Origin of the sequence: Algoriphagus taiwanensis, assembly GCF_036245645.1 — a bacterium.
GTDB classification, from domain to species: Bacteria; Bacteroidota; Bacteroidia; order Cytophagales; family Cyclobacteriaceae; genus Algoriphagus; species Algoriphagus taiwanensis.
Genome location: NZ_BTPE01000001.1, coordinates 1 through 25,316 on the forward strand (window position 1 = coordinate 1; position 25,316 = coordinate 25,316).

Sequence of the window (25,316 nt, forward strand, 5' to 3'; positions counted from 1 at the left end):
GAAGAATGAAGCATGAAAAAAGGGCTCCGAAAAACGAAGCCCCTTCATTCCACTTGGCAGATTCTATTGCTGGTAAGTTGCTCCTCAGCAGAGCTTATGTCCTCTTCAAACCTGCACGGGATTTTAAGAAATTTTCTAATCAAAGGCACCAACTATTTTTGACCACATTACCTAAATCGCTAAATGGTTTTGGAACTATCTGCCAAGAGCGAATTCAACTCATTCAGCTCCTTATCGGTCAAATCTCTCCATTTTCCAACTGGAATATCAAGATGAATATTCATAATCCGAATTCTTTTCAGTTGCCGGACTGAATACCCCAAATATTGGCACATTCGTCGGATCTGCCTGTTTAATCCCTGAGTGAGTGTAATTCTGAATTTGAATTTACTGATCAGTTCAACCTTGCAGGGATCAGTGACTGTATCCAGTATAGGAATCCCTGAAGACATTTTTTTGACAAATGTTCGGTCAATTGGCCTATCCACTGTCACAATGTATTCCTTTTCATGGTTGTTTTTTGCCCTCAGTATTTTATTGACAATATCCCCTTCGCTGGTAAGCAGGATCAAGCCTTCGCTATCTTTATCCAGCCTGCCGATGGGGAAAATGCGCTCCTTGTGGCCTATATAGTCTATGATATTATCTTTTTCACCTTTTGTATCTGTAGTGGATACAATGCCAACAGGTTTGTTGAATGCGATATAGACGTGATTGGTTTTGGGTTTGCCGACGATTTTACCATCTACTCTTACTATGTCTTGAGGAAAAACCTTTGTTCCCAGGTCAGGTATTTTCCCATTGACGGTAATTCTCCCCTCTTCCAACAATTGGTCAGCAGCCCTTCTGGAACAAAAGCCCACCTCACTCAGGTATTTGTTGATTCTGATGGAATTTTGGTCCATAAATGGGAGTGAATACTGTTTAAGGACAGGCTGGAATTACAAAATAAATCTGACAGACCTATTCAGATTTTATGGGTGCTGAAATCGAGTTTTTTACGGCCAGGTTTTCTGAGCCAGATGTTTTTATTTCAGCTAATAAGCTTAGGGACTCCATTTTTTTGGATTCGAAAGCCACTCGATTAGCTTCGGAAATGGGCTCTGATGGAGGGATTTCCTCCTTCAACCAGTCTTCTTGCTTTCCGTTTTTCCAAAATCTAAAACAAAGGTGAGGTCCTGTCGCAAGTCCTGTACTACCCACATATCCAATCACCTGACCTTGCTGCACTCTTACTCCGGGTTTGATTCCTTTGCCGATTTTTGACATGTGGAGATATTGAGTGGTGTAGGTGCCATTATGTTTGATTTTCACATAATTCCCATTGGCAGAAGTGTATCTGGCTTCCACAACTGTTCCGTCACCCACAGTTCGGATTTCAGTTCCCGTTCTGGCTGCATAATCCGTCCCCAAATGAGGTTTGTATCGTTTCTGTACAGGATGAAAACGCTTCAAATTGTATCTAGAACTGATGCGTGTATATTCAAGAGGATCTCTCAGAAATGCTTTTTTCAAGGAATTCCCATCCTGATCAAAAAAATTCAATTCCCCGTTTTGCTCAAATGGAATCGCATGGTAAGGTTTCCCCTTATGTTCAAAGTAGGCGAGCTGAATTCCGGAAACCCCAACAACTTGCCCATCCACCACTTTTTCCTGATATACTACTTTATAGGTATCACCCTTTTGAAGAGATTGGAAATCTACAGACCAACCAAAGAGGTCTGCAAATTTATTGATGATTTGAATGGATACTTCCTGTTCATCCATTACCATATAAAGAGATTGATCTTGCTCTATGATACCGCCCACTTGCTTTGTTCTGAATTCGGCAGGCTTTTCGGCTTTATATATTTCCAAAGAGTCCAAATTGAACACAACATATTCGGCTGGATTGGGCTCATAAATGAAAAACTGGGCTTGAGAGGAATCAGAGGGGGTAAGAATTGTAAACTTCTTGTTTGCAGCAATCCACCTTACATCAAATACTTCTCTGGACTTTTTGGCGATTTCGTCAATGATCTGATAGGGAACATTGAAAGGCGAAAGGATAGAGGCCAAAGTTTGATTTTTATTCACCGTGCCCTCAACAATGTTCAAGCCTGTAACATTGATTCCATATAGATAGATTTGAGGGTCAACTTCAGAAGCTAATGAGTCCTGAGTCAGATCATTTTCCTGGTCAGAATTGACTACATCGGGGGATAAAATTTGGAAAGTCGCAATGGCTCCGACTACAATTAATAGAGCCATGATACCTGTCCGTAAGTTTTTCATTGATCAGGGTGAAGATTGTGGTGATTATAATTAACCAAAAAAGGAAAAAAAGGACTTTTTTCCAAGGAAATTAGGTTGATTGGTTTTTCTGCAACAATTGTACCGCGACCAATCCGTCCGGAAAACTTTTTACATTTTTATTCAAACCCCCAAATTTTAGAATAATTCTATTGCTTTCTCCGGAAACTTTTTGGCAAGTAGGAATATCTCTTGGTCAATTATTTATCTTTGACTTCCCAAAATTTAGGATACAAAAATGCTCAGAACACATACTTGTGGCGAACTTCGCCTAGACCATGTCAACCAAAAAGTAACTCTTGCGGGCTGGGTTCAGCGAGTAAGAAATAAAGGAGGATTGATTTGGGTAGATCTAAGAGATCGCTATGGTGTCACCCAATTGATTTTTGAAGAAGGATCTACCGAAAAGGAATTGTTGGAAAAAGCAGCCCAATTGGGTAGAGAGTTTGTGATTCAGGCTTCAGGAAAGGTAATCGAGAGAACTTCTAAAAACGACAAAATCCCGACAGGAGCTATTGAAATCAAGGCAGAAGAGCTTACCGTTTTGAATCCTGCCAAAGTCCCTCCATTTATCATCGAAGATGAAACTGATGGTGGAGATGACCTGAGAATGAAATATCGCTATTTGGATTTGAGAAGGGGAGTCGTTCGGGAAAAACTGCAATTGCGGCATCGAATGATGCAAGAGACCAGAAAATACATGGACGGTCAAGGCTTCATTGAGGTGGAAACTCCGGTTTTGATCAAATCCACTCCCGAAGGTGCGAGGGATTTTGTAGTTCCAAGCCGGGTCAATCCGGGTGAGTTTTATGCTTTGCCTCAATCCCCACAGACTTTCAAGCAACTGCTGATGGTCAGTGGATTTGACCGATACTTCCAGATTGTAAAATGCTTCCGGGATGAAGATTTGAGAGCAGATCGTCAGCCGGAGTTTACCCAAATCGACTGCGAAATGTCTTTTGTGAATCAGGAGGACATTCTCATGACTTTTGAAGGTCTGGTAAAGAGTCTTTTCCGTGAGGTCAAAGGAATAGAGCTTGGGGAAGTGGATCGGATGACTTTTGAAGATGCTATGAAAGGCTATGGAAATGATAAGCCTGATCTTCGCTTTGGGATGAAATTTGTCGAACTCGATCATTTAGCGAAGGGGAAAGGCTTTTCAATTTTTGATCAGGCAGAATTGGTCGTGGGGATCAATGCTCAGGGGGCTGCGGGATATACCCGCAAGCAAGTAGATGAATTGACTGATTGGGTCAAAAGGCCGCAAATCGGAGCGAAGGGGCTGGTCTATGTCAGATATAATGAGGATGGATCGCTTAAATCCAGCGTGGATAAGTTTTATTCCCAGGAGGATTTGTCTGCATGGGCAGAAGCCTTTGGAGCAAAGCCCGGCGACTTGATGTTGGTATTAAGTGGAGATGCTAAATCGACCAGAAAGCAACTGTCTGAATTGAGATTGAAAATGGGCGAAGACTTGGGATTGCGCGATCGAAATGTCTTCAAGCCTCTTTGGGTAATTGACTTCCCTCTTTTAGAATGGGATGAAGAGACCCAGCGCTATCACGCCATGCACCATCCCTTTACATCACCCAAGCGGGAGGACATTCCGCTTTTGGAAAGCGATCCGGGTTCTGTCCGTGCAAATGCCTATGATTTGGTGATCAATGGAGTAGAAATCGGCGGAGGTTCGATTCGTATTCATGATCGGGCTACCCAGCAATTGATGTTTACCCATCTCGGATTTACTCCTGAGGAGGCTCAAAAGCAATTTGGCTTTTTGATGGAAGCCTTCGAATATGGAGCTCCCCCACATGGAGGAATTGCCTTTGGATTTGACCGTCTTTGTGCCATTTTCGGTGGTTCGGACTCGATTAGAGACTATATCGCCTTCCCAAAAAACAACTCAGGCCGAGATGTGATGATAGACACACCGAGCACGATTTCGGAAGATCAGCTTCAGGAGTTGTCAATCAAGGTGGCTTTGAAAAAATAAGCTTCAGGATGGTCTCACAAGGCCATCCTTTTTTATTTGGCTCCTATGAGATAGGATCTAATCCCCATCACAATCAGCAGCTGGGCAGTGGCGTAGGTTCCCATAATCAGGATTCCGGCTTCAGGGAAAGAGAGGTAAAATTTGTCTAAAGCCAGAATTCCGTCTGAAATCAAAAACAAGATAGAACCTACATAAACCTGCCAAAAGCTGGCGGCAATACACTTTTTATATCGGTCTCTTGCTGTGGCCACCATGGATACAATAACCAAAATGTACCCGATTACGGGGATTTTGAGAATTCCGAGGTTAGGATTGATTAGGTAAAAAATAAATGCTGCCGCCATGTAAACCGGGAGGTTGAAGAAGAAGCTTAGTACAAAATTGACCTGATCAATGCGGGTGGATTGTTTTTGCGCCAGCTTAAATCCAATGATATAGCAAACATGCGCCAGGAAAAATGATCCTAGCCCATAGACAAATAGGTTGGGCCAAAGTAAAAGAATATCACCTAGCCAGGAAAAGATCAATGCCCCGAGGACGGACTTAGTTAATAATGTGCTGGCAATGGGTCTAGAGATGAAGAAAAAATATCCGATCAATCCCAAGAGAATGAGTGGCTTGGAGAAAAATCTTGAAGTTTGATTTCCTTCAATCAAAAAAGCCAAGTCAACCAAGGTTGCGCCCAAAAACAAATAGAGCCAAATGATGTTTTTATCTCTCAAAGCAATAATATTTTGTTATTGAGTCAAAATTAAAAGAATGTGTGGTTAATTGAATATTTCAAAGATTAATTGGCAGGTGATACAAGAAATTAACCCTATAAGCTAAAAACCTAAAATCCGATTTTTCACTGTTTTTGTTAAAAACCGGGTTGAAATTTCAAGACTTTTTTCCGAGAAATTCAAAAATGTTTGGAATTCAGGGTTAAGCTTATGTTAAAAAGTGTGAAATTTGCAGAGCAAAATTTAATGTTAACTACCCTTTGAATCAGGAAGTCAACCTTACCTTTGCGACGATTTTAAATCAAAACCAACTCTTACCAAAACAAAAAATTATGAGGCAAAATTTACTGAAGAACTTGCTGGCGATGGTTATGCTGGTGCTGAGCACTGGATACGCATTGTCACAGGGTGTGACTACTTCCGGTATTACCGGTGTGGTGACAGAAGCAAATGGTGAACCTCTACCAGGAGCAAATGTGGTAGCTACTCACCTTCCATCCGGTACCCGCTACGGGGCTGTTTCCAATCTTGAAGGAAAATATTCTATCCCAGGTATGCGTGTAGGTGGTCCTTACAGAGTTTCTGTTTCTTTCATTGGGTATTCCACGCAAGAGGTAGAAAACATTGTATTGTCCCTTGGAACATTTTCTAACGTAAATGTGGTGCTTGCAGAAGAGGGTACTGAATTGACAGAAGTAGTGGTTACTGCTGAAGGCAGTGTTTTCTCTTCCGAGCGAACTGGAGCTTCTACTTCCATCAACAATAATACAATCTCCAAGCTTCCAACCATTTCTAGAAATATCAATGACTTCACTCGATTGACCCCACAATCTAATGGGCAGTCATTCGCTGGTCAGGACTCTCGATTGAATAACATTACGGTCGATGGTTCTTATTTCAATAACTCTTTTGGTTTGGGTAGTGGAAGTAACCCAGGAGGTAGAACAGGCGTTTCTCCAATCTCTTTGGACGCTATTGATCAGATTTCTGTGAACGTAGCACCTTATGACGTTCGACAAGGTAACTTTACCGGAGCTGGTATCAATACAGTAACCCGTTCAGGTACCAACGAATTTGAAGGTTCCGCTTATTATTTCTGGAGAAATAACAACAACGTAGGTACTCAGGCTAAAGACAATACTTTTGATCCGGGAGAATTTAAGTACAGACAAATCGGTTTCCGCGTAGGTGGTCCGATCATTAAAGACAAATTGTTCTTCTTTGCTTCTTTTGAAGATGAAAAGACAACTGAGCCAGGTACTACCTTCCGAGCAAACAATGGTGGTGAGCCAATCGGCGGAAATGTGACGCGTGTACTTGCTTCTGATTTGAATCAGCTAAGTAATTTCTTGAGAGACAACTTTGGCTATGAGACTGGTCCTTATCAAGGATACGACCACTCTACTGAAGCGACCAAATTCTTGGTGAAATTGGACTACAACATCAACGACCGAAACAAGTTGAGCGTGCGATACAATCACTTGGACTCCTCGACTGACGTGTTGCTTTCCAACTCTTCCTCCTTGGGATTTGGATCAAGAAGAACAAACCTAAATGGTTTGAATTTCCAGAATTCCAACTACATCATTTTTGAAAATATCCGCTCAATCATTGGTGAATTGAACACCCGAATCGGGAATAACATGACCAACAACTTGATCGTGGGCTATACTTATCAGGACGAAAGCCGTGGTTCAAGAGGTCAATTCTTCCCACTAGTGGATATCCTGGAAGATGGAGCAACTTACACCACATTTGGATTTGAGCCTTTTACTCCAAACAACGAGTTGAGATATAAGACTTTCCAGATCCAAAACAATCTTCAGTATTTCTATGGAAAGCATACCTTCACAGGTGGTTTCAGCTACGAAAACTACCAGTCTGAAAACGTATTCTTCCCTGGATCTCAATCTGCTTATGTCTTCAATTCACTTGAAGATTTCTACTCCAGTGCAGATGCATTCCTTACTGGAAGACAGGATACTATCAATGTTCGCAGATTCCAAGTAAGATATTCTAATGTACCTGGTCAGGTTAAGCCTATCCAGCCATTAAAGGTAAATTATGCTGGCATCTATGTTCAGGACGAATATCAGGTGAATTCCAAATTCAATTTGACTGGTGGTCTTAGAATTGATATTCCTTTCTTCGGAGAGACTGCCTTGAGAAATCCTGAAGTAGAAACTCTTGACTTCATCAATCCTGCTGGTGAAACAGTTAATTTCAGAACTGATCGTCTTCCAGGGGCAAATATTCTATGGTCCCCAAGAGTTGGTTTCAACTGGGACCCATCAGGTAATAAAACTCTTCAAGTAAGAGGGGGTACAGGTATCTTTACAGGTCGTCCAGCTTACGTATGGATTTCAAATCAAGTGGGTAACAATGGTATCTTGACTGGTTTTGAAAGATTGGATAATACAGATGCTCGTCCATTCAATCCAGATCCAGACGCTTATAAGCCATCTACAGTGACTGGTGATCCGGCAGAGCGATATGAACTTGCACTTACTGAAGAAAACTTCAAGTTTCCACAGGTTTGGAGAACCAACATTGCTGTTGATAAGCAAGTAAAAGGCTTCGTATTTACTGGGGAATTCATCTACAACCAAGATGTAAATGGAGTGGCCTATTACAATGCGAACTTGGCACCTGCCAATGGAGCATTTACCGGACCTCATGCTAGACCTAGATGGGTGGGTGGAAACTCTGCTACTCGAATCAATGGAAACATTGATAACGCAGTAACTCTCTCCAACCAAGCTGTGGGTAACTCTTGGGTAGCTTCAGTTTCCGTTGATTTCCCAACTGTTGCTGGCTTCTCAGGAAAAGCTGCCTATTCTTATGGTGAATCCAAAAATACCGTAGATCCGGGATCCATTGCCTTCGGTTCTTGGAATAACAACCCGCATAATGGAGACCCGAATAATCCAACACTTGGATTTTCTTCCAACTTTGCTGGTCATAGAATATTCACTGCATTGAGCTACGAAGCTGATCTTTTGACTATTGGTAAAACCAACGTATCTCTCTTCTGGGAAGGACGTACCATCGGTAACGGATCTTATGTGTATGGCGGTGACTTCAACGGTGACGGTGGATTCAGCAACGACTTGATCTATATTCACAGAAATACAGGTGAAATGAACTTTGAGCAGTTCTCTTCTTCTGGAGTTACTTTTACCCCTCAGCAGCAAGCTGCCGCTTGGGAGGCATTTATTCAGCAGGATAAATACCTAAGCGCAAACAGAGGAAGCATCGCTGAAAGAGGTGCTGTAATCATGCCAATGGTATTCAGAGCGGACTTCAGTGCTTCTCAGCAGTTGATCACCAAGAAAGAAGGTCAATTCCTTGAGTTCCGAGTGGATATCCTTAACGTAGGAAACTTGCTTAACTCAGACTGGGGTGTAGGACAGGCATTCACCACCACTTCTCCACTTGTGCCAAGAGGTGTTGACTCGAATGGTGCTCCTGTATTTAGACTGAGAAACTTTGGAAATCAGTTGATTTCATCTTCCTATCAGAATACGGCTAGTCCGGCTGATGTATGGAGATTGCAGTTCGGCTTGAGATATACCTTCTAATTCTAAGCAAATCAAATTTTTAAAAACGCCTCTGATTTCAGAGGCGTTTTTTGTATTTTTTCAAATCTGTACAATTAAATTTTTAAATGATGAAGCTGAAAGCACTCGCCTTATTGATCCTGATTTCCTCAGGTTTCTCCCACCTTCTATTCGCCCAGACTGATACTTTGATATTGAAAAACAAGGATAAAATCATTGGAGAGATCAAATCCATGGATAAAGGCGTGATGGTTTTCGAGACAGACTATTCCAATTCTGATTTTAAAATTGATTGGAAAAAAGTCAGTCAGGTCTTCTCACAAACCAAATTTTTGATCACCCTATCGGATGGGATGAGATACAATGGGATGGTAAACAGCCTAAATGATAGTCTGGTCATGATTACGCCATCCATCCCTGAGAAGATTCTTGATCTTAAAAAGAAAAAGAATAATCAAGACACTCTTTCTCTTCAGCCAGTTCCAGTCTCCATCAATTCAATTGTGTACCTCAATGCCTTGGATGAAGGTTTCTGGAGCAGGTTGTCTCTTTTCTTTGATGTGGGGACTACACTCACCAAGGCCAATGATTTAAGGCAGTTTACTTTCAATATGGGTACTGGATATCTAGCTGATCGCTGGAAAGTCAACTTTACTCTCAATAACCTTCGATCTTCCCAAAACGGTACCGAGCCGATTGTCCGTAATGAACTCACGCTGGCTTATAATTATTTCTTGCAAAAAGACTGGTACTTGCTTTACAACCTCAATATCCTATCCAACACAGAGCAATTGCTCGATTTTCGAAATTCCAACATGGTAGGTTTGGGTAAATATCTGATCCATACCAATAAGGTTTATCTGGGATTCCAAGGAGGGGTCAACTTAAACAGTGAAAAGTTTGCTACTGAGCCCAACTCCTCCCGTACTGCAGAAGGGTTTATCGGTGCGGGGTATAATATCTACGATATCGGTGATCTCGACCTGTTAACTTCAATAATGGTTTATCCCAGCATCAGTACCAAGGACCGTATTCGTTCCGATTTAAAGTTTGATATCCGCTACGAGTTCAAGTTTGACCTGTATTTCAAAGTGGGAACTACCTTAAACTACGATAATCAACCCGTGGAAGGCGCATCTACCCTGGATTACATTTTCCAAACCACCATCGGCTGGAAGCTTTAAGCTAAAAAAAGTGCTGCCTTTAAGCCTATTGCAACATTTTGAGACATTAGTATCCCCGTTATTTTCCTTTGGTGGCATGCATTTACCTTCAGTAAGTTTTCCCCTGATGGTAGTAGAAAGGCATGTATTTTTGCATTTACCAACTTTTATTCCCGGGATTGGGTTGTCACTGCATGTTATATCACAAACAGTTTTTACATCCAAGTAGCAGCGAATGGATAGTCTTTATTCATGGCGCCGGGGGAAGTAGTGCCGTTTGGCACAAGCAGTTGAGGGATTTTCAGAAGGAATTTAACCTTCTGCTAATCGATCTGCGCGGACATGGAAAGTCAATTGACCTTCCTCAAGCTATCTGGAAGGAAGAGTATACATTCGAAGCAGTCACTCAGGACATCATCGAAGTATTGGACCACCTGCAGCTGCCTCCAGCGCATTTTATGGGAGTTTCTTTGGGGACTATTTTGGCTCGCCAGTTGGCTGAAATGGAGCCCCAGCGGGTCAAGTCTCTGGTTATGGCCGGAGCAGTTACCCGCCTGACCACTCAGTCCAGAGTCTTGGTTTTCCTGGGGAATACATTTAAGAAAATTATCCCTTACATGTGGCTATACCGGCTTTTTGCCTTCATTATCATGCCGAGGAAGCAACATGCCGAGTCCAGAAACCTCTTCATAAGGGAGGCTCAGAAGTTGTGTCAAAAAGAATTTATCCGCTGGTTTAAATTGACAAAGGACATCAATCCATTGCTCAAATACTTTAAAGAAAAGGACATCAATATCCCCACGCTGTATGTCATGGGAGATCAGGATGTCATGTTTCTGGAACCGGTAAAAAACATTGTCAAACATCACAAAAACTCTATTCTCAAGATTCTTGATCGCTGTGGTCATGTAGTCAATGTAGAGCAACCCGAACAATTCAATCTGCTTTCAATCGCCTTTATCAAAAACCAACCTCTTTCTCTTTCTCAATGAAACCACAGACCAAAACCATTTTAGTTATTGGAATTCTGCTGATTATCGCTGTAGCATTCTTCTACCCTAGGCTAAGCAATCAAAGAAATCAGCCCGAATCTGCCGGTCAAGGAGGCGGTGGCAATCAGCCCGCTTTGCCTGTCAGTGTGATCAGATTGAAAAACGATACATTAAGAAACCAACTTCAGGTAACAGGGACAATTCTGCCCAACGAAACGGTCAACCTGCGTCCGGAAATCTCTGGCTTGGTAACTCAGATTGCTTTCAAAGAGGGGCAATATGTGACTAAAGGAACCCCTCTGGTTTACCTCAATGATGACGAACTGCAGGCGCAATACCAGCGACTTCAATATACGCAGCGTCTATTCGAAACTCAGGAAAATAGACAAAAGCAACTCTTGGCAAGAGAAGCCATCAGTCAGGAAGAATACGATATCGTCCTAAATCAATACAACACAGCCCTATCTGATATTAAGCTGGTAGAAGCTCAACTTGCAAAAACAGTGATCAGGGCGCCTTTCAATGGAATTCTTGGATTGAGATTGGTTTCAGAAGGTTCCGTAATTGGGCCGAATGACGCTATTGTCAATATTGTAAATATTGATCCGATCAAAATCGAGTTTTCTATCCCTGAGCGATATGCCAACCAAGTGACGGTAGGCTCTCCGGTCTTTTTCTCCAACGAAGCTTCCCAAGAGGAAGTAAGAGGGGAGGTTTACGCTTTCGAACCTCAGGTAGACCTAGCTACTCGCACACTCAAACTCAGAGCGCAGAGCCCCAATAAGGACCGGAGATTTCTTCCGGGGATGTTTGTTAAAATCAGATTCGTACTCGAAGTGGTCGAAAATGCACTTCTAGTACCCGCGGAATCCGTAATTCCTGAGCTCGACGGGTATAAAGTATTTGTTGCCACTGCGGATGGCAAAGTAGAAGAAAGAAGAATTGAAATCGGAACCAGAACCGATTCAGAGGTCCAGGTATTGTCCGGACTGAAGGAAGGCGAGCTGGTACTCACCACGGGTGTGATGCAAGCAAGGCAAGGTATGTCAGTAGAACCTACAATTATCAATTAATTTATGGCCAGTCTTTCTAATCTAAGTATCAACAGGCCGGTATTGGCCATAGTGATGTCTCTCGTGATTCTCCTCTTTGGGGGAATCGGGATATCTCTGCTTGGTATCCGGGAGTTCCCCAGCGTGGACCCGCCGGTGATCAATGTCAGTACCACTTACGTCGGCGCCAATGCGGATGTAATAGAGGCCCAAATCACCGAACCGCTCGAAGAGCAAATCAACGGAATTCAAGGAATCAAATCCCTGACTTCTACCAGTGCTGACGGTAGAAGTAATATCACGGTAGAATTTGATGTAGGGGCAGACTTGGAAGCCGCTGCCAACGATGTCCGGGATAAGGTAGCCGGTGCCCAACGAAATCTACCTCCCGATGCAGAGCCTCCCGTAGTATCCAAAGCTGATGCAGATTCTCAGCCTATTGTGGCAGTCAATGTAAAGTCCAACAACAGAAGCTTGCTGGAGCTATCCGACATTGCAGATAAGATTTTCAAAGAAAGACTTCAGACTATACCTGGTGTAAGCCGGGTTCAGATCTGGGGTGAAAAGGAATATGCCATTCGACTGCGAATGGATCCCCTGAAAATGGCTTCTTATGGCATTACTCCCTTGGATGTCTTGCAAAAGGTGCAAAGTGAAAACCTTGAGTTGCCTTCAGGACGAATCGAAGGGGCTAACATTGAGCTTTCCGTCAGAACAAAAAGCCGACTCAGTTCTCCTCAGGAGTTTAATGATCTGATCATCAAAGAGGATCAAAATAATATTGTCCGGTTTCAGGATATCGGAAAGGCAGAACTCGCTGCGCTGAATGAACGAACCGTTTTGAAGCGGGATGGAGTTCCTATGGTAGCAGTGGTCCTGGTACCGCTTCCGGGTTCGAACAATATTGAGATAGTCGATGAATTTTACAAAAGACTGGGTCAGATTGAAAAGGACCTGCCAGAGGATGTAGGTGTGGAAATCGGCTTTGACTCTACCGAATACATCAGAAAGTCCATTGCTGAGGTTCAGGAGACGATCATCACGGCGTTTATCCTGGTGGTGGCGATTATCTTCTTGTTTTTAAGAGACTGGAGAACCACCTTCATTCCTGTGTTGACGATTCCGATCTCATTGATTGGGGTATTTTTCATCATGTACCTCTTGGACTTTTCTATCAATGTACTGACTCTCTTGGGTATAGTGCTTTCGATTGGTCTGGTGGTAGATGATGCTATTGTGGTCTTGGAAAATATCTACGCCCGGATAGAGAAAGGGGAGAAGCCATTGGAGGCTGCTAAGAAAGGATCTGAGGAGATTTTCTTTGCGGTAATTGCTACCACAGTAGCCTTGGCAGCAGTTTTTCTTCCGGTGATATTCCTTACCGGTACCACAGGAAGGCTTTTCAGGGAATTTGGTATTGTGGTCGCAGGTGCAGTAATTATTTCGTCTTTTGTGGCCTTGACCATGACACCTATGCTGAGCTCCAAATTGCTCAAGCGGAGAGAAAAGCAAACTGCATTTTACAATTTGACTGAGCCATTCTATGTGTGGTTGAATGACCTGTATGAGAAAGCTCTAGCCGCATTTATGAAAGTAAGAGGTTTGGCCTTTTTGCTGGTTTTGGCCTTGGCAGGAGGAATATATGTCTTGTTCACTAATCTTCAGACTGAGCTTGTTCCTACTGAGGACCGGGCCGAATTGAGAATTAATATGTCCGGACCGGAAGGAGCTACTTTCGGCTATATGGACCGGGTGATTGACAACTTGGTGGAGGATTTCCAAAAGGAATTGCCTGCGGAAGAGCGAGTAACAGTAATCTCGGTAACTTCTCCGGGTTTTGGCACAGCCAATACTAATTCAGGATTTATCCGTCTTTTCCTCACCGATGCTGAAAAGAGGCAGAGAACCCAGAAGGAAATTTTCAATCAGGTCAATGCCAAGCTCAGAAATGAAACCTCAGTGAGAGCATTTGCCCAGGAGCCGGTTTCTATCGGTAACAGACGCGGAGGCCTTCCGGTGCAGTATGTGATTCAGGCGCCTACTATTGAGAAATTGAAAGAGGCTATTCCTCCCTTTATGGATGAGGTGGGCAAAAGCCCCGCATTTATTTTCTCTGATATCAACTTGAAGTTTACCAAACCTGAATTGGAAATCGAAATCGACCGGGAGCGTGCACGAAATATCGGAGTGTCAGTGCAGGAAATTGCCAGAACCCTGCAGCTTTCCTACTCTGGTCAGCGCTTTGCCTACTTCATCATGAATGGCAAGCAATATCAGGTGGTGGGAGAAATGCAACTTCAGGATCGAAATGAACCGATCAACCTTCGCATGCTTTATGTCAGAGGGGACAATGGGCAATTGGTCCAATTGGATAACCTCGTGAAAGTAAGAGAAAACAGTACTCCACCTCAATTGTACAGATTCAATCGCTTTGTGAGTGCCACGGTATCAGCCAACCTTGCAGAAGGGTACACCATCGGAGACGGATTGGATGAGATGGACCGAATCGCTTCAGAGGTCTTGGATGATACCTATTCCACCGATGTTTCCGGTCCTTCCAAAGAATTCCGAGAGAGCTCAAACAGCTTGATCTTTGCCTTTATTTTCGCCTTGGTTTTGATCTATCTGGTTCTTTCGGCCCAATTTGAAAGTTTCTTGGATCCGCTGACAATTATGTTTACGGTTCCTCTGGCTTTGTTTGGGGCCTTGTTGACCCTTTGGTTATTCGGATTTACGCTGAATATCTTCAGTCAGATCGGGATTATCATGTTGATTGGTTTGGTGACCAAAAACGGGATTTTGATTGTAGAATTTGCCAATCAGCGGAAGGCTCAGGGAATGCCGATAGAGGAAGCGATTTTCGGTGCGGCGGTGGCCCGATTCCGTCCGATTTTGATGACCAGTTTGTCTACTATTTTGGGAATTCTTCCTATTGCTTTAGCTCTGGGAGCTGGAGCTGAAAGTAGAGTTCCCATGGGCGCAGCAGTCATCGGAGGACTTACCTTTGCCACTGTTTTGACTCTGTTTATTATCCCGGCCATTTACACCTATCTCACTTCCAAGCAAGGAAGACTAGCCAGAATTTGATGAAAAAGCTTTCTTTCGTATTTCTATTGAGCGTATTCTCAGTCCAGTTTCATGCTTTTTCCCAGCAAACCCTTGATTTGGAAAAAGCGGTGCAGATGGGCTTGGAAAACAATTTGCAAATCAAGATTGGACTGGAGAATGTAAATATCCGTGAGCTGGATAAGCGGATCGGAGTAGGCAATTTTTTCATGCCAGTCATCGATGCTACCTATCTTCGGTCATTTGGTACCGAGGATGTGACCCAGACATTCGTCAACGATCCGGAAAATCCCAGACAGATTGATGGGGCAAAATCACGGAATAAGTCCTACAGTGTAGTCGGAGTCTATGGGTTCAGACCTGAGACTATTGTCACGATGAAGCGCTTGGGAGTATTGACCGAAATCAGTGAATTGGATTCCAAAGTCATAGTGGAAAATACTGTGGCAAGCATTTCTACCGCATATTATCGCCTGATTTTGGAACTTCAGCGATACAATGTGTTAAAAGAGACGCTCCGATTGAGTAAAGCACGTCTGGATATCGCTCAGGCCCAATATGAATTGGGTGGAGCGGGAAAGCGGGATTTTCTTACTGCTCAAGTGGATTACAATTCAGATTCCAGCCTTTTGATTACCCAAGAACAGGTCATTCAGAATTCCAAAGTAAATCTAAATGAGCTTTTGGCGATTGATCCAAGTGCGGAGTTTATTCCGGAAGATTCCATAATCACCATCGGTGAAAGACTCTCTTTGGAAACGCTGATTGAAAATGCCTTCGTTGAAAATAAGCTTTTGCTGGTCAATCAGCGGCTGAATAATGATGCCTATCTCCAAATAAGAGAACTGCAAGCATCACGGCTTCCTGCCATTAATTTAAACTCCAGTTTCACAAACACGGTATTTAACTCTGACGCGGGGTTTCTAATTCAAAATGAGCGGCAGGGGATCAATTATGGAGGAAATATTACCCTTAATCTGTTTAGTGGACTTACCCTTAACCGGAGAATACAAAGTGCCAAAGTCAACAAACGGATTCAGGATTATTCTCTCGAGCAATATGAGATTCAGCTAAGATCAGATATTGAAAGAGCCTATAACATTTACACAAAAAATCTCCAGCTCCTCAAAATCGAAGAAGTCAACTATCAGGTGGCGAAAGAGAACTCTGAAATTGCCCTGGAGCGTTTCAGATTGGGGATATCTTCTTATTTGGAATTCAGGGATGCTCAAGTAAACCTCCTGACTGCAGAAAACAGGCTGATTACTTCTATCTATTCTATTAAAGAGCAGGAAATAGAACTGATGAGACTCAGTGGCAAAATTTTCTTCGAAAACAGTTATGAAGATTTTTCGGTAAATCCCTGATCTTCAATTTCTCCACAAGCGGAGCTCCAAAAGGGGCTCCGTTTTTTATTTGCTTTTTTTAAGAAACCCTTAAATTTTGTTTTGGCACAGCCTTTGCCAAAGGGGCCTTGAACCATCAGGGGAATTTCCCCTTAGGCATGAAGAAATTTATTTCTACGATCATTTCTGTGCTCTTCCTGCTACTCTCGGGAGTGCAGTGTACTTTTTTTGAAGAAAGATTGAAACGAAGTGAAAACTCTACCTATCAATTAGACTTAGTCGGAATTCAAGAAAGGGGAAGTATTCGCGCAGCAGTCGACAACAATTCCACTTCATATTATATCTATCGCGGCCGCAGGATGGGCTATGAGTTTGAACTTCTGAGAGATCTTGGGAAAAATCTCGGTTTCCAGGTCGAGTTTGTTATTGTATCGGATATCCAAGAAGCTTTCGAAAAACTTGACGAAGGCAAGGTAGACGTGATAGCCATGAACCTGGAGCCAAGTGTGGATCGCTCCAGAAAAGCTGCATTCACCCATTATTTGGGCACCATGAGCACCTTGGTGATTGGGAAAAAGCCAATCGAAAAGCCGGTCACTTGGGAAGAAATTGGAAGAGACACCATCCATGTTCGCAAAAGCACTGTATATAATAAGCAACTAAACAGTATCAAGGATTCGCTTGGACTAGGTTTCACGGTTATGGTCTCTGATGTCCACGAGGAGACATTGATAGACCAAGTAGCTGATGGCACTATCAAATGGACCGTAGCTGACAGAAATATTGCCAAAGCCAATCAAACCTATTATCCTGACTTGGATGCTTCGCTAAAGGTGTCGGAGGATGGCACAGTTCACTGGGCGGTAAGGAAAAACTCTCCCGAGCTTTTAGATGCCATCAATACCTGGCTTGCCGAGAAGAAAAAGCGTTTTATCCCTGAGGTTTATGCCAAGTATTTTCTCAGCTCCCGAAACAGCTACTACCGGATTAACAGTCCTTTTTCCTCTTTGGGAGGAAATAGAATCTCTGTATTTGATGAGTTGATTCAGCAAAATGCCCGTGAATTGGGTTGGGATTGGAGGTTGTTAGCTGCTTTGGTTTACAAGGAATCTGGCTTTGATACCTCGGCGGTTTCCTATGCTGGGGCAGAGGGATTGCTTCAGTTGATGCCGGTTACTCTGGAACGATTCGGGGTCACAGACCCCAATGATCCCACAGAATCCCTTCGAGGAGGAGTGAGGTATCTTCAGTACTTGGACAAATTCTGGATGGAGCGGGTACCGGAGACAGCCGAACGGGTCAAATTCATCCTCGCATCATACAATGTGGGCCAAGGTCATGTGGAAGATGCCTGGAGATTGGCCATGAAGTATGGGAAAAATACTCAGAGCTGGAAAGAGGTTTCTTACTTTTTGAATCTAAAAAGTGACCCGGACTACTACCGTGACCCTATTGTGAAAAGCGGTTATGCAAAGGGCCACGTAGCGGTCAATTATGTCCGGGACATTTTGGCTTTGTATGATTCCTATCGGAGCCTGATTTCCCCTTAATGAAGCTCAAATAATGCTTCGATTTCTACAGGGATATTGTCTGGAAGAGAACCCATTCCCACTGCTGATCGAACCCCAATTCCGTTTTCTTCTCCCCACACAGCGGCAAATAGCTCACTGCATCCATTGATGACATAGGGATGACGCTCAAATGAGGGAACACAATTGACCATTCCCAAGACCTTAATCACCCGCTTGACCTTATCCAAGCTGCCCAAGTTAGCTTTGATTGTAGCCAGCATGGCTAGGCCTACTTGCCTTGCTGCGATTTTTCCCTGCTCGATATCCAAGTCCTGTCCGATTCTTCCGATGATCAAAGTTCCATCAGGCTTCACCGTACCATGTCCGGAAAGATAGAGGTATTTGCCATCTACGAGGCAGGGTTTATAAACTCCTAAGGGTTTTGGGGCGGGTGGTAACTCTAATCCCAATTTTGCAAAATTCTGTTCAGGGGTATTCATAGCGTTTATTTTTGGGGAATTTAGACAAATAGATCCAAAATCAGAACCCCGATCAGACCGGCAACAGCCACGATAGTTTCCATCAAAGACCAGGATTTAATTGTATCCTTGATGCTCACATTGAAAAACTCCTTGTACATCCAAAAGCCTCCGTCGTTGAAATGGGAAAACATCAAGCTTCCAGCGCCGATAGAAAGCACCAATAGATTGGGATTGACGTCCATAGTACCTACAATCGGAGCGATGATGCCGGCTGTAGTCAATCCTGCCACGGTAGCCGAACCTACACATACTCTAATGACTGAGGTGATCAACCAAGCCAATATCAGCGGGTGCATTTCCCAAGTCTGAAGATTCTCAGCGATGGTCTGACTCACTCCGGTATCTGTAAATATTTGCTTCAATGCCCCTGCGCCTGCCACGATCAGGAGAATCATGGCAATATCCTTGGTGGCAACCGTGTAGATTTCCATCAGATGAGACATGCTCGTTTCTCTGCGAAGTCCAAGAGAAAAAGTAGCATAGAGCAAGGAAACCAACATCACCACTCCGGGATCGGCAAGAAAGTAAATCCAGGAAGCAGATGGACTTTCTTTGGGAAGGTCTAGCGTCAAAGCCGTAGTCCCCACCAAAAGAAGTACAGGAAGCAAAGCCGTAAACAAGCTATTTCCTATGCTTGGTAATTCATTTTCAGGCTTGGGTTCAGCTTGGAAAGTCTGAAGGGGTGTGGCTTTGATTTTTTTCAAGAAAGGGGCAAAGACCGGCCCCGCAATAATGATCGTAGGAATCGCGATGATGAAGCCATAAAACAAGGTCAAACCCATATTGGCGTCGAACTGGGCTACCAAAGCTGCCGGAGAAGGGTGTGGAGGCAGAAAACCATGGGTGACCGAGAGAGCTGCCAAAAGAGGCATTCCCACGTAGACTGCCGGAAGGCGGAATTGATAGGAAACGGTAAAGGCCAAAGGCACCAACAGCACAAAGCCTACATTATAAAACAGAGGAATCCCTACAATTAAACCAGTGAAGGCCATGGCCCAAGTGATGTATTTTTCCCCGAAAATTTTCATAAGAAATCCTGCAATCCGCTGCGCTGCCCCACTTTCTGCCACTAGCTTGCCCAGCATTGCTCCCGTCACAATCACAATGACCAAATCTCCCAAAAGACTTCCCATTCCTTTTTGGACAGATCGGGCTACTTGATCTGCGGGCAATCCCAGCATCAGGCCGGCTGAGATGGAAGCAATCAGAAAAGAAAGAAAGGGGTTGAGCTTGGCCCATACAATCAGCAGAACCAAAATTGCGATGGATAGCAATACCAGAAGAAAGGTCATAGTGGGGCTGGGGTTAAGCAAGAAATATAAGGAAATCTCCCGGCTTAGGATCTTCTAAGGATATCAATTCAAGTTCAAATTGAATGATTCTCCCAAATCACTGGAAGCGGGGTTAAGCCTTTCCTGGGAAGTATTCTCACTTTTTTATCCATCTTTTTTGAATGAAATCCCCTTCGTATTCCAGCCCGAAGAAATACAACCCTGCCGGAAGGTTTTGGATAAATTGGGTGAAAAGAGATTCATCCCAAACATCCTCCAGAAGAGTCTGACCAAGGGAATTTTGAAGAATGACTTTGGGATTCCTAACCCAACCTTCTGGAAGTCTCAGACCCAGTTTACCTCCTGAGTAGGGGTTTGGATAGATGGTAATGTCTTTGGAATGGGATGGATTAAGGGGATCCAATCGGATTACCTCACTCCAGCTGTATTCACCTAAATAGTTGACTTTAAGGATTCGGTAGGCATAAGGAAGGTAGCTTTTGGAACTTTGGTCCAAAAATTCAAGATCATTGACTTCTTTTTTCTGTTCATCAGGGCTTATAATTCCTACTTTTTCCCATTTCCTTGTGTAGAAATCCAGTCTATGGACCTCAAAAAACAGAATTTCTTTTTCGCTATTAACTGACCATCTGATTTTATTGCCCAATGGGGTGGTTGCGCCTTCTAGTTTTAACCAGTTTAGGGGAAGAATACTGGTAGTCCTAAAGCTCCCCACGGTAAAATTGACCCCTGATAATTGTGAAAAAGTAACTTCCCTTCTTGCCCAAAGTAGTACAGGATCCTGACCTATTAGATTGGATCCGGGAGCAGGATATCCGGTGCCGACTATCCTCAGGTCTGTGACATCTCCCACGATCAGCTGATCTGCCGAAATTCTCATTTCTATCGGAGTACTTCCCGGCAAAAAGTCAGAGAACTCGAAAAAGCTGAATTTCCGATAAAGAATTGGGGTCCCGTCCGAATCGTTAAATCCCGGGTTGAAATCCGCACCCCTGTATTCTGTAAACTGGATGGAAAGATTCCCGCCTGGAGAGGGGCCTAGCAGCTGCACTTTTCGGGTTCCTCCGTTTTGAGTATCTTCAAAAGGAAAGGTAGCATTGCCCGGAGTGAGTGTAGCCGGAAGGCCGAAATAGGTCATTTTGCCAACATTTCTCCATCTCCCTCCGGAATGAGATAGGACTCCCGAATTACTGGTATTGATCAATAGATTGTTCCCCTCCAGGTCCATGACTCCTTGTATCAGCGAAAGGTTTCGAGTGATGGTGAGATTTGAATTGGGATGAAATACTCCGCCGGATTTATTGAGAGTGAGATCTCTTACCGTGAGTGAAAAGCCCAAAATCTCCTGATTGGATGAGCCAAATAAAGTAAGTTGGGTGGAGGAAGCGTCGAAGTTTCCAGATCCTGATTTTTCCAGATTTCCCAAGAGGGTCAGGCTGGTAGGAAGCGTTAGATTTTGGCTTCCCTGAAGCTCTATGTCTCGGACTGCTGCCGGAGTAGCCGCATCTGGGTACGAATTGGAGAGAAAAGCCTTGGGGGAGCTTCCTCCCCGATGGATAATTTTCCCATTCAATTGAAAATTAGCGGTTTCAATTCTTGGATTGCTGCCTTCTAATATCAGCGTGCCTCCATTTTGCAAATCAAAGTTTAATGCACTGATTGTGCTGCTGGTGGATCTATTGAGAATGTTGGCATTGCACTCAGAAATGAAAGTAGCCCCAGCTTCGATTACTAATTCACCAAAAGGCCCGCTTCCAAAAACGGTAGTTTCTGTGTTAAAGGACAGGGTAAAACACACATTGGGGTTTACTGAGGTGTCTACTTTCTGTAAAACAGCCCCAGACCTGACTGTAAACGAAAGTGCCTTGAATGGGCTTTCGATCAAAAAGAGTTCTCCCGGATCTGCCTCAAAAATGACCGAATACCGGCTTTGGGTAGTTTGGGCACTCCAGCTGTTTTTTTCTACCAGCGTTCTACTGCTTCCTTTAAAGGTGAGCGTACTTCCGACGGAGTTTCCTATCCAATTTTGACTGTTCCAAGCATTTCCGGGTATGCCCGGTGCCGGACCTGCAAATGCATGCAGGCTTCCGTACACATTCAGATTAAAGCTGTTGAGGTTGAGTTTTTGTCCCGCGCCTGTTTCAGCGTTAATAAAGACACTTTTGGCTTCCTCATTCCCTGATAGGGTCACCGTATGAGTTTGATCGATGTAAATATCCGTGGAGGCATTGGGCTTGGTGGTGGCAGCTACCCACAAACTCCCATCCCATTCTGCCCAAATAGCTATATTCTGAAAAGTTCCGCTTGCGATTGTTTTGTAGGCTCCGATTTCTTGCGAAAGGGTTGGTTTTGCTAGGCACATGATTCCACCAACTGCCAGGATAATCCTGTATATTCGGCAGTGAAAAAGAGGATTGCAGCAAAATATAAAGCTCAATGCACTCATAAAAAATGGGATTTAAAAAGTAGTTCAATTTAAAAAATGAGTAGAAATAAAAAAATCGTTTCAATCTTTTTTTTCTTGATTTTCATGGCTTTAGGTCATGTTCAAGCCCAGATGTTCGAAGTGAGTTTGTTGACTTGTGGACCGGGAGAGGAGCTGTATTCCAGCTTTGGTCACAGTGCCATCCGTATCCGGCAGATTGGGTCGCAGGGAAAAGACTTGGTTTTCAACTATGGCACTTTTGATTTCCAGACGCCAAACTTCTACGGGAAATTTGCCACGGGTAAATTGAATTACATGCTCAGTGTGACCACCTACGATCAGTTTGTGGTGGAGTATTATCGGGACAAAAGAGAAATTAGAGAGCAGGTGCTGGACTTAAGTGCGGAGCAAAAAGACTTTCTCCTTCAGCATCTTGAGGCCCAATATGACCCGGCTCGGAGGTATTACAAATACGACTTCTTCTTCAACAACTGTGCTACCAAAATCAGGGATGCCTTTGAGATAGCCGTTGGAAAGCAGCTAGTCTGGAATGACCCGGTCAATCCTGAAGAAAAAACCTTCAGAAATCTGATCGATGAGTATGTTTATCCACTTCCTTGGGCGGATTTGGGGATCGACTTGGCCTTGGGAGCAGTCATCGATCGGGATGCTACCGAGCGAGAAGAACAATACTTGCCCGATTATATGGAGCAGGCCTTTGCCCGAGCTACGATTGAGGGGGATGGCCCCACTCGTCCACTTGTCCGAGAATCCCGAATAATTCTTGAGTTTCCTGAAGAGGCCAGCAGTTCATTTAGCCTGATGAATCCTTATTTGATCTTTTGGCTGGTAGCGGTGATTTATGGGGTTTTTACTTTTTTGGATAAAAAGAAGGGAAAGATCAGCCTGGGACTGGATGTGGTTTTCTTTGGGGTATTGGGTCTTTTGGGATTCTTAGTCCTCTTTCTCTGGTTTTTCACCGATCACTCCGCTACCAAATGGAACTGGAATTTGCTTTGGGCATTCCCGGGGCATTTGATTTTGGCTATTGCTCTTTTGAAAAAAAATAAAGCAGCTTGGATAGGCAAATATCTTTTGGGTGCCTTGGTTCTTGCGGTACTTGCTTTGTTGATCTGGATTTTGGGATTTCAATCCTTTCACCCCAGCTTGGTTCCCTTGTTTTTGGTTTTGTTTCTAAGGGCCAATTTCTTGTATTACAATTTGGATCAAGGGAAAAAGACCGGATTGAACGGCTAAAAAATCAAACCTTTTTCCCTGTTTCATGTGTTGAACCCTTGCTATGGAATTCAAACTCACCTCAGATTATCAGCCTACAGGAGATCAGCCCAAAGCCATTGAAAAACTGGCCGAAGGGGTAAATGCCGGAGAGCCAGCTCAGGTTCTGCTGGGGGTGACCGGTTCGGGGAAGACTTTTACCATTGCCAATTTGATTCAGGCAACCCAAAGACCCACTCTGGTTTTGAGTCATAACAAGACCCTGGCTGCTCAGCTTTATGGGGAGTTCAAGCAGTTTTTTCCCGACAATGCAGTCGAATATTTTATTTCCTACTACGATTACTATCAGCCAGAGGCCTTTATCCCAAGTTCAGGTACCTATATAGAGAAGGACCTGAGCATCAATCAGGAAATCGAGAAGCTTCGATTGAGCGCTACCTCTGCCTTGCTGACCGGGAGAAGAGATGTGATTGTGGTGGCATCTGTTTCCTGTATTTATGGTATTGGTAATCCGGAGGAGTTTGGGAAAAATGTAATCCGACTACAGGAGGGGGATCGAATTCCCAGAAATCAACTCCTTTTCAAATTGGTGGATATTCTCTATTCCCGGACACAGAATGAGCTGACGCACGGCACTTTCCGTGTGAAAGGGGACACGGTAGATATTTTTGTAGCCTATGCGGATTGGGGATATCGGATTTTCTTCTGGGGTGATGAGATCGAAGCCATTCAGCGAATAGATCCTGCTACAGGAAAGAAGCTGAATGATGAAAAGATTATTTCCATTTTCCCAGCCAACCTATTTGTCACAGGGAGAGATACGATCAATCAGGCGATCAATGAGATCCAGGACGATATGGTCGCTCAGGTTAATTTCTTTGAAAAAGAAGGCAAATTCATTGAAGCCAAACGGCTACAGGAGAGGACCGAGTTTGATCTGGAAATGATCAGGGAACTGGGATATTGCTCCGGGGTAGAGAATTACTCCCGGTATTTTGACCGTAGAACCCCTGGAATGAGACCATTCTGTCTCCTGGATTATTTTCCGGATGACTTTTTGACGGTGATCGATGAGAGCCATGTCACTGTTCCTCAAATCCGCGCGATGTGGGGAGGAGACCGATCCAGAAAAGTAAACCTGGTAGATTTTGGGTTCCGATTGCCTTCTGCCTTGGACAATCGTCCTTTGAAATTTGATGAGTTTGAGCAACTGACCCGGCAAGTGATCTACGTGTCGGCAACTCCGGCAGATTATGAATTGGCCTTGACCGAAGGGGTGGTTGTTGAACAGATTATCCGGCCTACCGGTCTTTTGGATCCAACCATCGAGGTGCGACCCAGCCAAAATCAGATTGATGATTTGCTGGAAGAAATTGATCAGACGATCAAAACAGAAGCAAGAGTACTGGTAACCACCCTGACTAAAAGGATGGCGGAGGAGTTGCAGAAGTTTTTGGAAAGGGCAGGAGTAAAATCCCGATACATCCACTCAGAAGTAAAGACCCTGGATCGGGTGGAAATTCTCAGAGAACTCCGTCTTGGGATATTTGATGTATTGGTCGGGGTGAATCTGCTCAGGGAAGGATTGGATCTGCCTGAAGTAGCGCTTGTAGCCATTTTGGATGCGGACAAGGAAGGCTTTCTCAGAAATGAGCGATCCCTGGTCCAGACTATTGGTCGGGCTGCCCGAAACTCAGAAGGGAGGGTAATCATGTATGCGGATCAGATTACTGAATCCATGCGTATGGCCATCGATGAGACCAAGCGAAGGAGAGCTTTGCAGATGGCCTATAATGAGGAACATGGCATAGTGCCTACCACAGTCATCAAGTCCCGAGACAAGATTATGGGACAGACCAAAGTGGCGGATTCCAAGAAAAACGCGAAAGTCTATGCAGAACCCATGCCTGGTGAAGCTCAAATCGCTGCAGATCCAGTGGTGCAATACCTCAGCAAAGACAAACTCCAAAAACTCATCGAGCAGACCCAAAAGCAAATGGAAAAAGCTGCAAAAGAGCTGAATTTCATGGAAGCTGCCCGTCTGAGAGATGAATGGATGGCTCAGAAAAAACGACTCGAGGAGCTTTCCCGAACCTTGGGTTCCTAATCTTAATCCAAACGAAG

16 protein-coding genes are annotated in these 25,316 nt (G+C 43.9%); 10 read left to right on the forward strand and 6 right to left on the reverse strand.

Annotation, left to right across the window (positions count from 1 at the left end; translation table 11 throughout):
* Nucleotides 1-179: 179 nt before the first annotated feature.
* Both rluF and AAA938_RS00010 read right to left on the reverse strand, forming a co-directional pair.
* Complete coding sequence (gene rluF / locus AAA938_RS00005) at nt 180-905, reverse strand: 23S rRNA pseudouridine(2604) synthase RluF (RefSeq protein WP_338226592.1); 726 nt, start codon at nt 903-905, stop codon at nt 180-182.
* Between the two features lie 58 nt (nt 906-963).
* A complete protein-coding gene (locus AAA938_RS00010; protein ID WP_338226593.1) occupies nt 964-2,250 on the reverse strand; it encodes a peptidoglycan DD-metalloendopeptidase family protein in 1,287 nt (428 codons plus the stop codon).
* A 280-nt stretch (nt 2,251-2,530) separates the two neighbouring features.
* On the opposite strand from AAA938_RS00010, the gene aspS reads away from it, so the two are divergent.
* Nucleotides 2,531-4,285, forward strand: a complete 1,755-nt coding sequence (gene aspS, locus AAA938_RS00015; RefSeq protein ID WP_338226594.1) for an aspartate--tRNA ligase — start codon at nt 2,531-2,533, stop codon at nt 4,283-4,285.
* A gap of 32 nt (nt 4,286-4,317) precedes the next feature.
* Here the strand turns inward: aspS and AAA938_RS00020 are convergent, their stop codons facing one another.
* Entirely contained in the window at nt 4,318-5,007 is a 690-nt protein-coding gene (locus tag AAA938_RS00020) for a lysoplasmalogenase (protein WP_338226595.1), read from the reverse strand.
* Between the two features lie 332 nt (nt 5,008-5,339).
* Here AAA938_RS00020 and AAA938_RS00025 point away from each other — a divergent pair, with 332 nt between their 5' ends.
* The 7 genes from AAA938_RS00025 (at nt 5,340) to AAA938_RS00055 (ending at nt 17,736) form a co-directional block, all read left to right on the forward strand.
* On the forward strand, nt 5,340-8,588 hold the full coding sequence (locus AAA938_RS00025; protein ID WP_338226596.1) for a TonB-dependent receptor: 3,249 nt from the start codon (nt 5,340-5,342) through the stop codon (nt 8,586-8,588).
* 86 nt (nt 8,589-8,674) lie between these two features.
* A complete protein-coding gene (locus AAA938_RS00030; RefSeq protein ID WP_338226597.1) occupies nt 8,675-9,751 on the forward strand; it encodes a DUF481 domain-containing protein in 1,077 nt (358 codons plus the stop codon).
* A 173-nt stretch (nt 9,752-9,924) separates the two neighbouring features.
* Nucleotides 9,925-10,722, forward strand: coding sequence for an alpha/beta fold hydrolase (locus AAA938_RS00035; protein WP_338226598.1), 798 nt, complete (start codon nt 9,925-9,927; stop codon nt 10,720-10,722).
* A complete protein-coding gene (locus AAA938_RS00040; RefSeq protein ID WP_338226599.1) occupies nt 10,719-11,795 on the forward strand; it encodes an efflux RND transporter periplasmic adaptor subunit in 1,077 nt (358 codons plus the stop codon). The genes AAA938_RS00035 and AAA938_RS00040 overlap by 4 nt, the downstream gene beginning before the upstream one ends.
* Before the next feature lie 3 nt (nt 11,796-11,798).
* Nucleotides 11,799-14,861: an efflux RND transporter permease subunit gene (locus AAA938_RS00045; protein WP_338226600.1), complete on the forward strand. Its 3,063-nt coding sequence runs from the start codon at nt 11,799-11,801 to the stop codon at nt 14,859-14,861.
* Nucleotides 14,861-16,207, forward strand: coding sequence for a TolC family protein (locus tag AAA938_RS00050; RefSeq protein WP_338226601.1), 1,347 nt, complete (start codon nt 14,861-14,863; stop codon nt 16,205-16,207). Before AAA938_RS00045 ends, AAA938_RS00050 begins: the two co-directional genes overlap by 1 nt.
* A 137-nt stretch (nt 16,208-16,344) precedes the next feature.
* Nucleotides 16,345-17,736 (forward strand): MltF family protein, encoded by a 1,392-nt coding sequence (locus tag AAA938_RS00055; protein WP_338226602.1) that lies wholly within the window; start codon nt 16,345-16,347, stop codon nt 17,734-17,736.
* Here AAA938_RS00055 and AAA938_RS00060 read toward each other — a convergent pair.
* From AAA938_RS00060 to AAA938_RS00070, 3 genes are all read right to left on the reverse strand, one after another.
* Nucleotides 17,733-18,197 carry a RidA family protein gene (locus AAA938_RS00060; protein ID WP_338226603.1) on the reverse strand — a complete coding sequence of 155 codons (465 nt, stop codon included), beginning with the start codon at nt 18,195-18,197 and terminating at the stop codon, nt 17,733-17,735. The genes AAA938_RS00055 and AAA938_RS00060 overlap by 4 nt on opposite strands.
* Nucleotides 18,198-18,217: 20 nt before the next feature.
* Complete coding sequence (locus AAA938_RS00065; RefSeq protein ID WP_338226604.1) at nt 18,218-19,531, reverse strand: gluconate:H+ symporter; 1,314 nt, start codon at nt 19,529-19,531, stop codon at nt 18,218-18,220.
* A gap of 136 nt (nt 19,532-19,667) precedes the next feature.
* Nucleotides 19,668-21,893 (reverse strand): T9SS type A sorting domain-containing protein, encoded by a 2,226-nt coding sequence (locus AAA938_RS00070; protein WP_338226605.1) that lies wholly within the window; start codon nt 21,891-21,893, stop codon nt 19,668-19,670.
* Between the two features lie 120 nt (nt 21,894-22,013).
* Here AAA938_RS00070 and AAA938_RS00075 point away from each other — a divergent pair, with 120 nt between their 5' ends.
* Complete coding sequence (locus tag AAA938_RS00075; protein ID WP_338226606.1) at nt 22,014-23,213, forward strand: lipoprotein N-acyltransferase Lnb domain-containing protein; 1,200 nt, start codon at nt 22,014-22,016, stop codon at nt 23,211-23,213.
* Nucleotides 23,214-23,256: 43 nt separating this feature from the next.
* The gene (gene uvrB, locus AAA938_RS00080) at nt 23,257-25,299 is read left to right on the forward strand and encodes an excinuclease ABC subunit UvrB (RefSeq protein WP_338226607.1); all 2,043 of its coding nucleotides are present in this window, start codon (nt 23,257-23,259) and stop codon (nt 25,297-25,299) included.
* The last annotated feature ends 17 nt before the right edge of the window (nt 25,300-25,316 follow it).

Excerpts from the sequence above, each read along its gene's own strand:
- AAA938_RS00045 (WP_338226600.1), top strand. The coding sequence starts at position 11,799 with ATGGCCAGTCTTTCTAATCTAAGTATCAACAGGCCGGTATTGGCCATA.
- AAA938_RS00060 (WP_338226603.1), bottom strand. The coding sequence starts at position 18,197 with ATGAATACCCCTGAACAGAATTTTGCAAAATTGGGATTAGAGTTACCA.
- AAA938_RS00040 (WP_338226599.1), top strand. The coding sequence starts at position 10,719 with ATGAAACCACAGACCAAAACCATTTTAGTTATTGGAATTCTGCTGATT.
- aspS (WP_338226594.1), top strand. The coding sequence starts at position 2,531 with ATGCTCAGAACACATACTTGTGGCGAACTTCGCCTAGACCATGTCAAC.
- AAA938_RS00075 (WP_338226606.1), top strand. The coding sequence starts at position 22,014 with ATGAGTAGAAATAAAAAAATCGTTTCAATCTTTTTTTTCTTGATTTTC.
- AAA938_RS00065 (WP_338226604.1), bottom strand. The coding sequence starts at position 19,531 with ATGACCTTTCTTCTGGTATTGCTATCCATCGCAATTTTGGTTCTGCTG.
- AAA938_RS00035 (WP_338226598.1), top strand. The coding sequence starts at position 9,925 with ATGTTATATCACAAACAGTTTTTACATCCAAGTAGCAGCGAATGGATA.
- AAA938_RS00010 (WP_338226593.1), bottom strand. The coding sequence starts at position 2,250 with ATGGCTCTATTAATTGTAGTCGGAGCCATTGCGACTTTCCAAATTTTA.
- AAA938_RS00070 (WP_338226605.1), bottom strand. The coding sequence starts at position 21,893 with ATGTGCCTAGCAAAACCAACCCTTTCGCAAGAAATCGGAGCCTACAAA.
- AAA938_RS00030 (WP_338226597.1), top strand. The coding sequence starts at position 8,675 with ATGATGAAGCTGAAAGCACTCGCCTTATTGATCCTGATTTCCTCAGGT.
- rluF (WP_338226592.1), bottom strand. The coding sequence starts at position 905 with ATGGACCAAAATTCCATCAGAATCAACAAATACCTGAGTGAGGTGGGC.
- AAA938_RS00050 (WP_338226601.1), top strand. The coding sequence starts at position 14,861 with ATGAAAAAGCTTTCTTTCGTATTTCTATTGAGCGTATTCTCAGTCCAG.
- AAA938_RS00025 (WP_338226596.1), top strand. The coding sequence starts at position 5,340 with ATGAGGCAAAATTTACTGAAGAACTTGCTGGCGATGGTTATGCTGGTG.
- uvrB (WP_338226607.1), top strand. The coding sequence starts at position 23,257 with ATGGAATTCAAACTCACCTCAGATTATCAGCCTACAGGAGATCAGCCC.
- AAA938_RS00055 (WP_338226602.1), top strand. The coding sequence starts at position 16,345 with ATGAAGAAATTTATTTCTACGATCATTTCTGTGCTCTTCCTGCTACTC.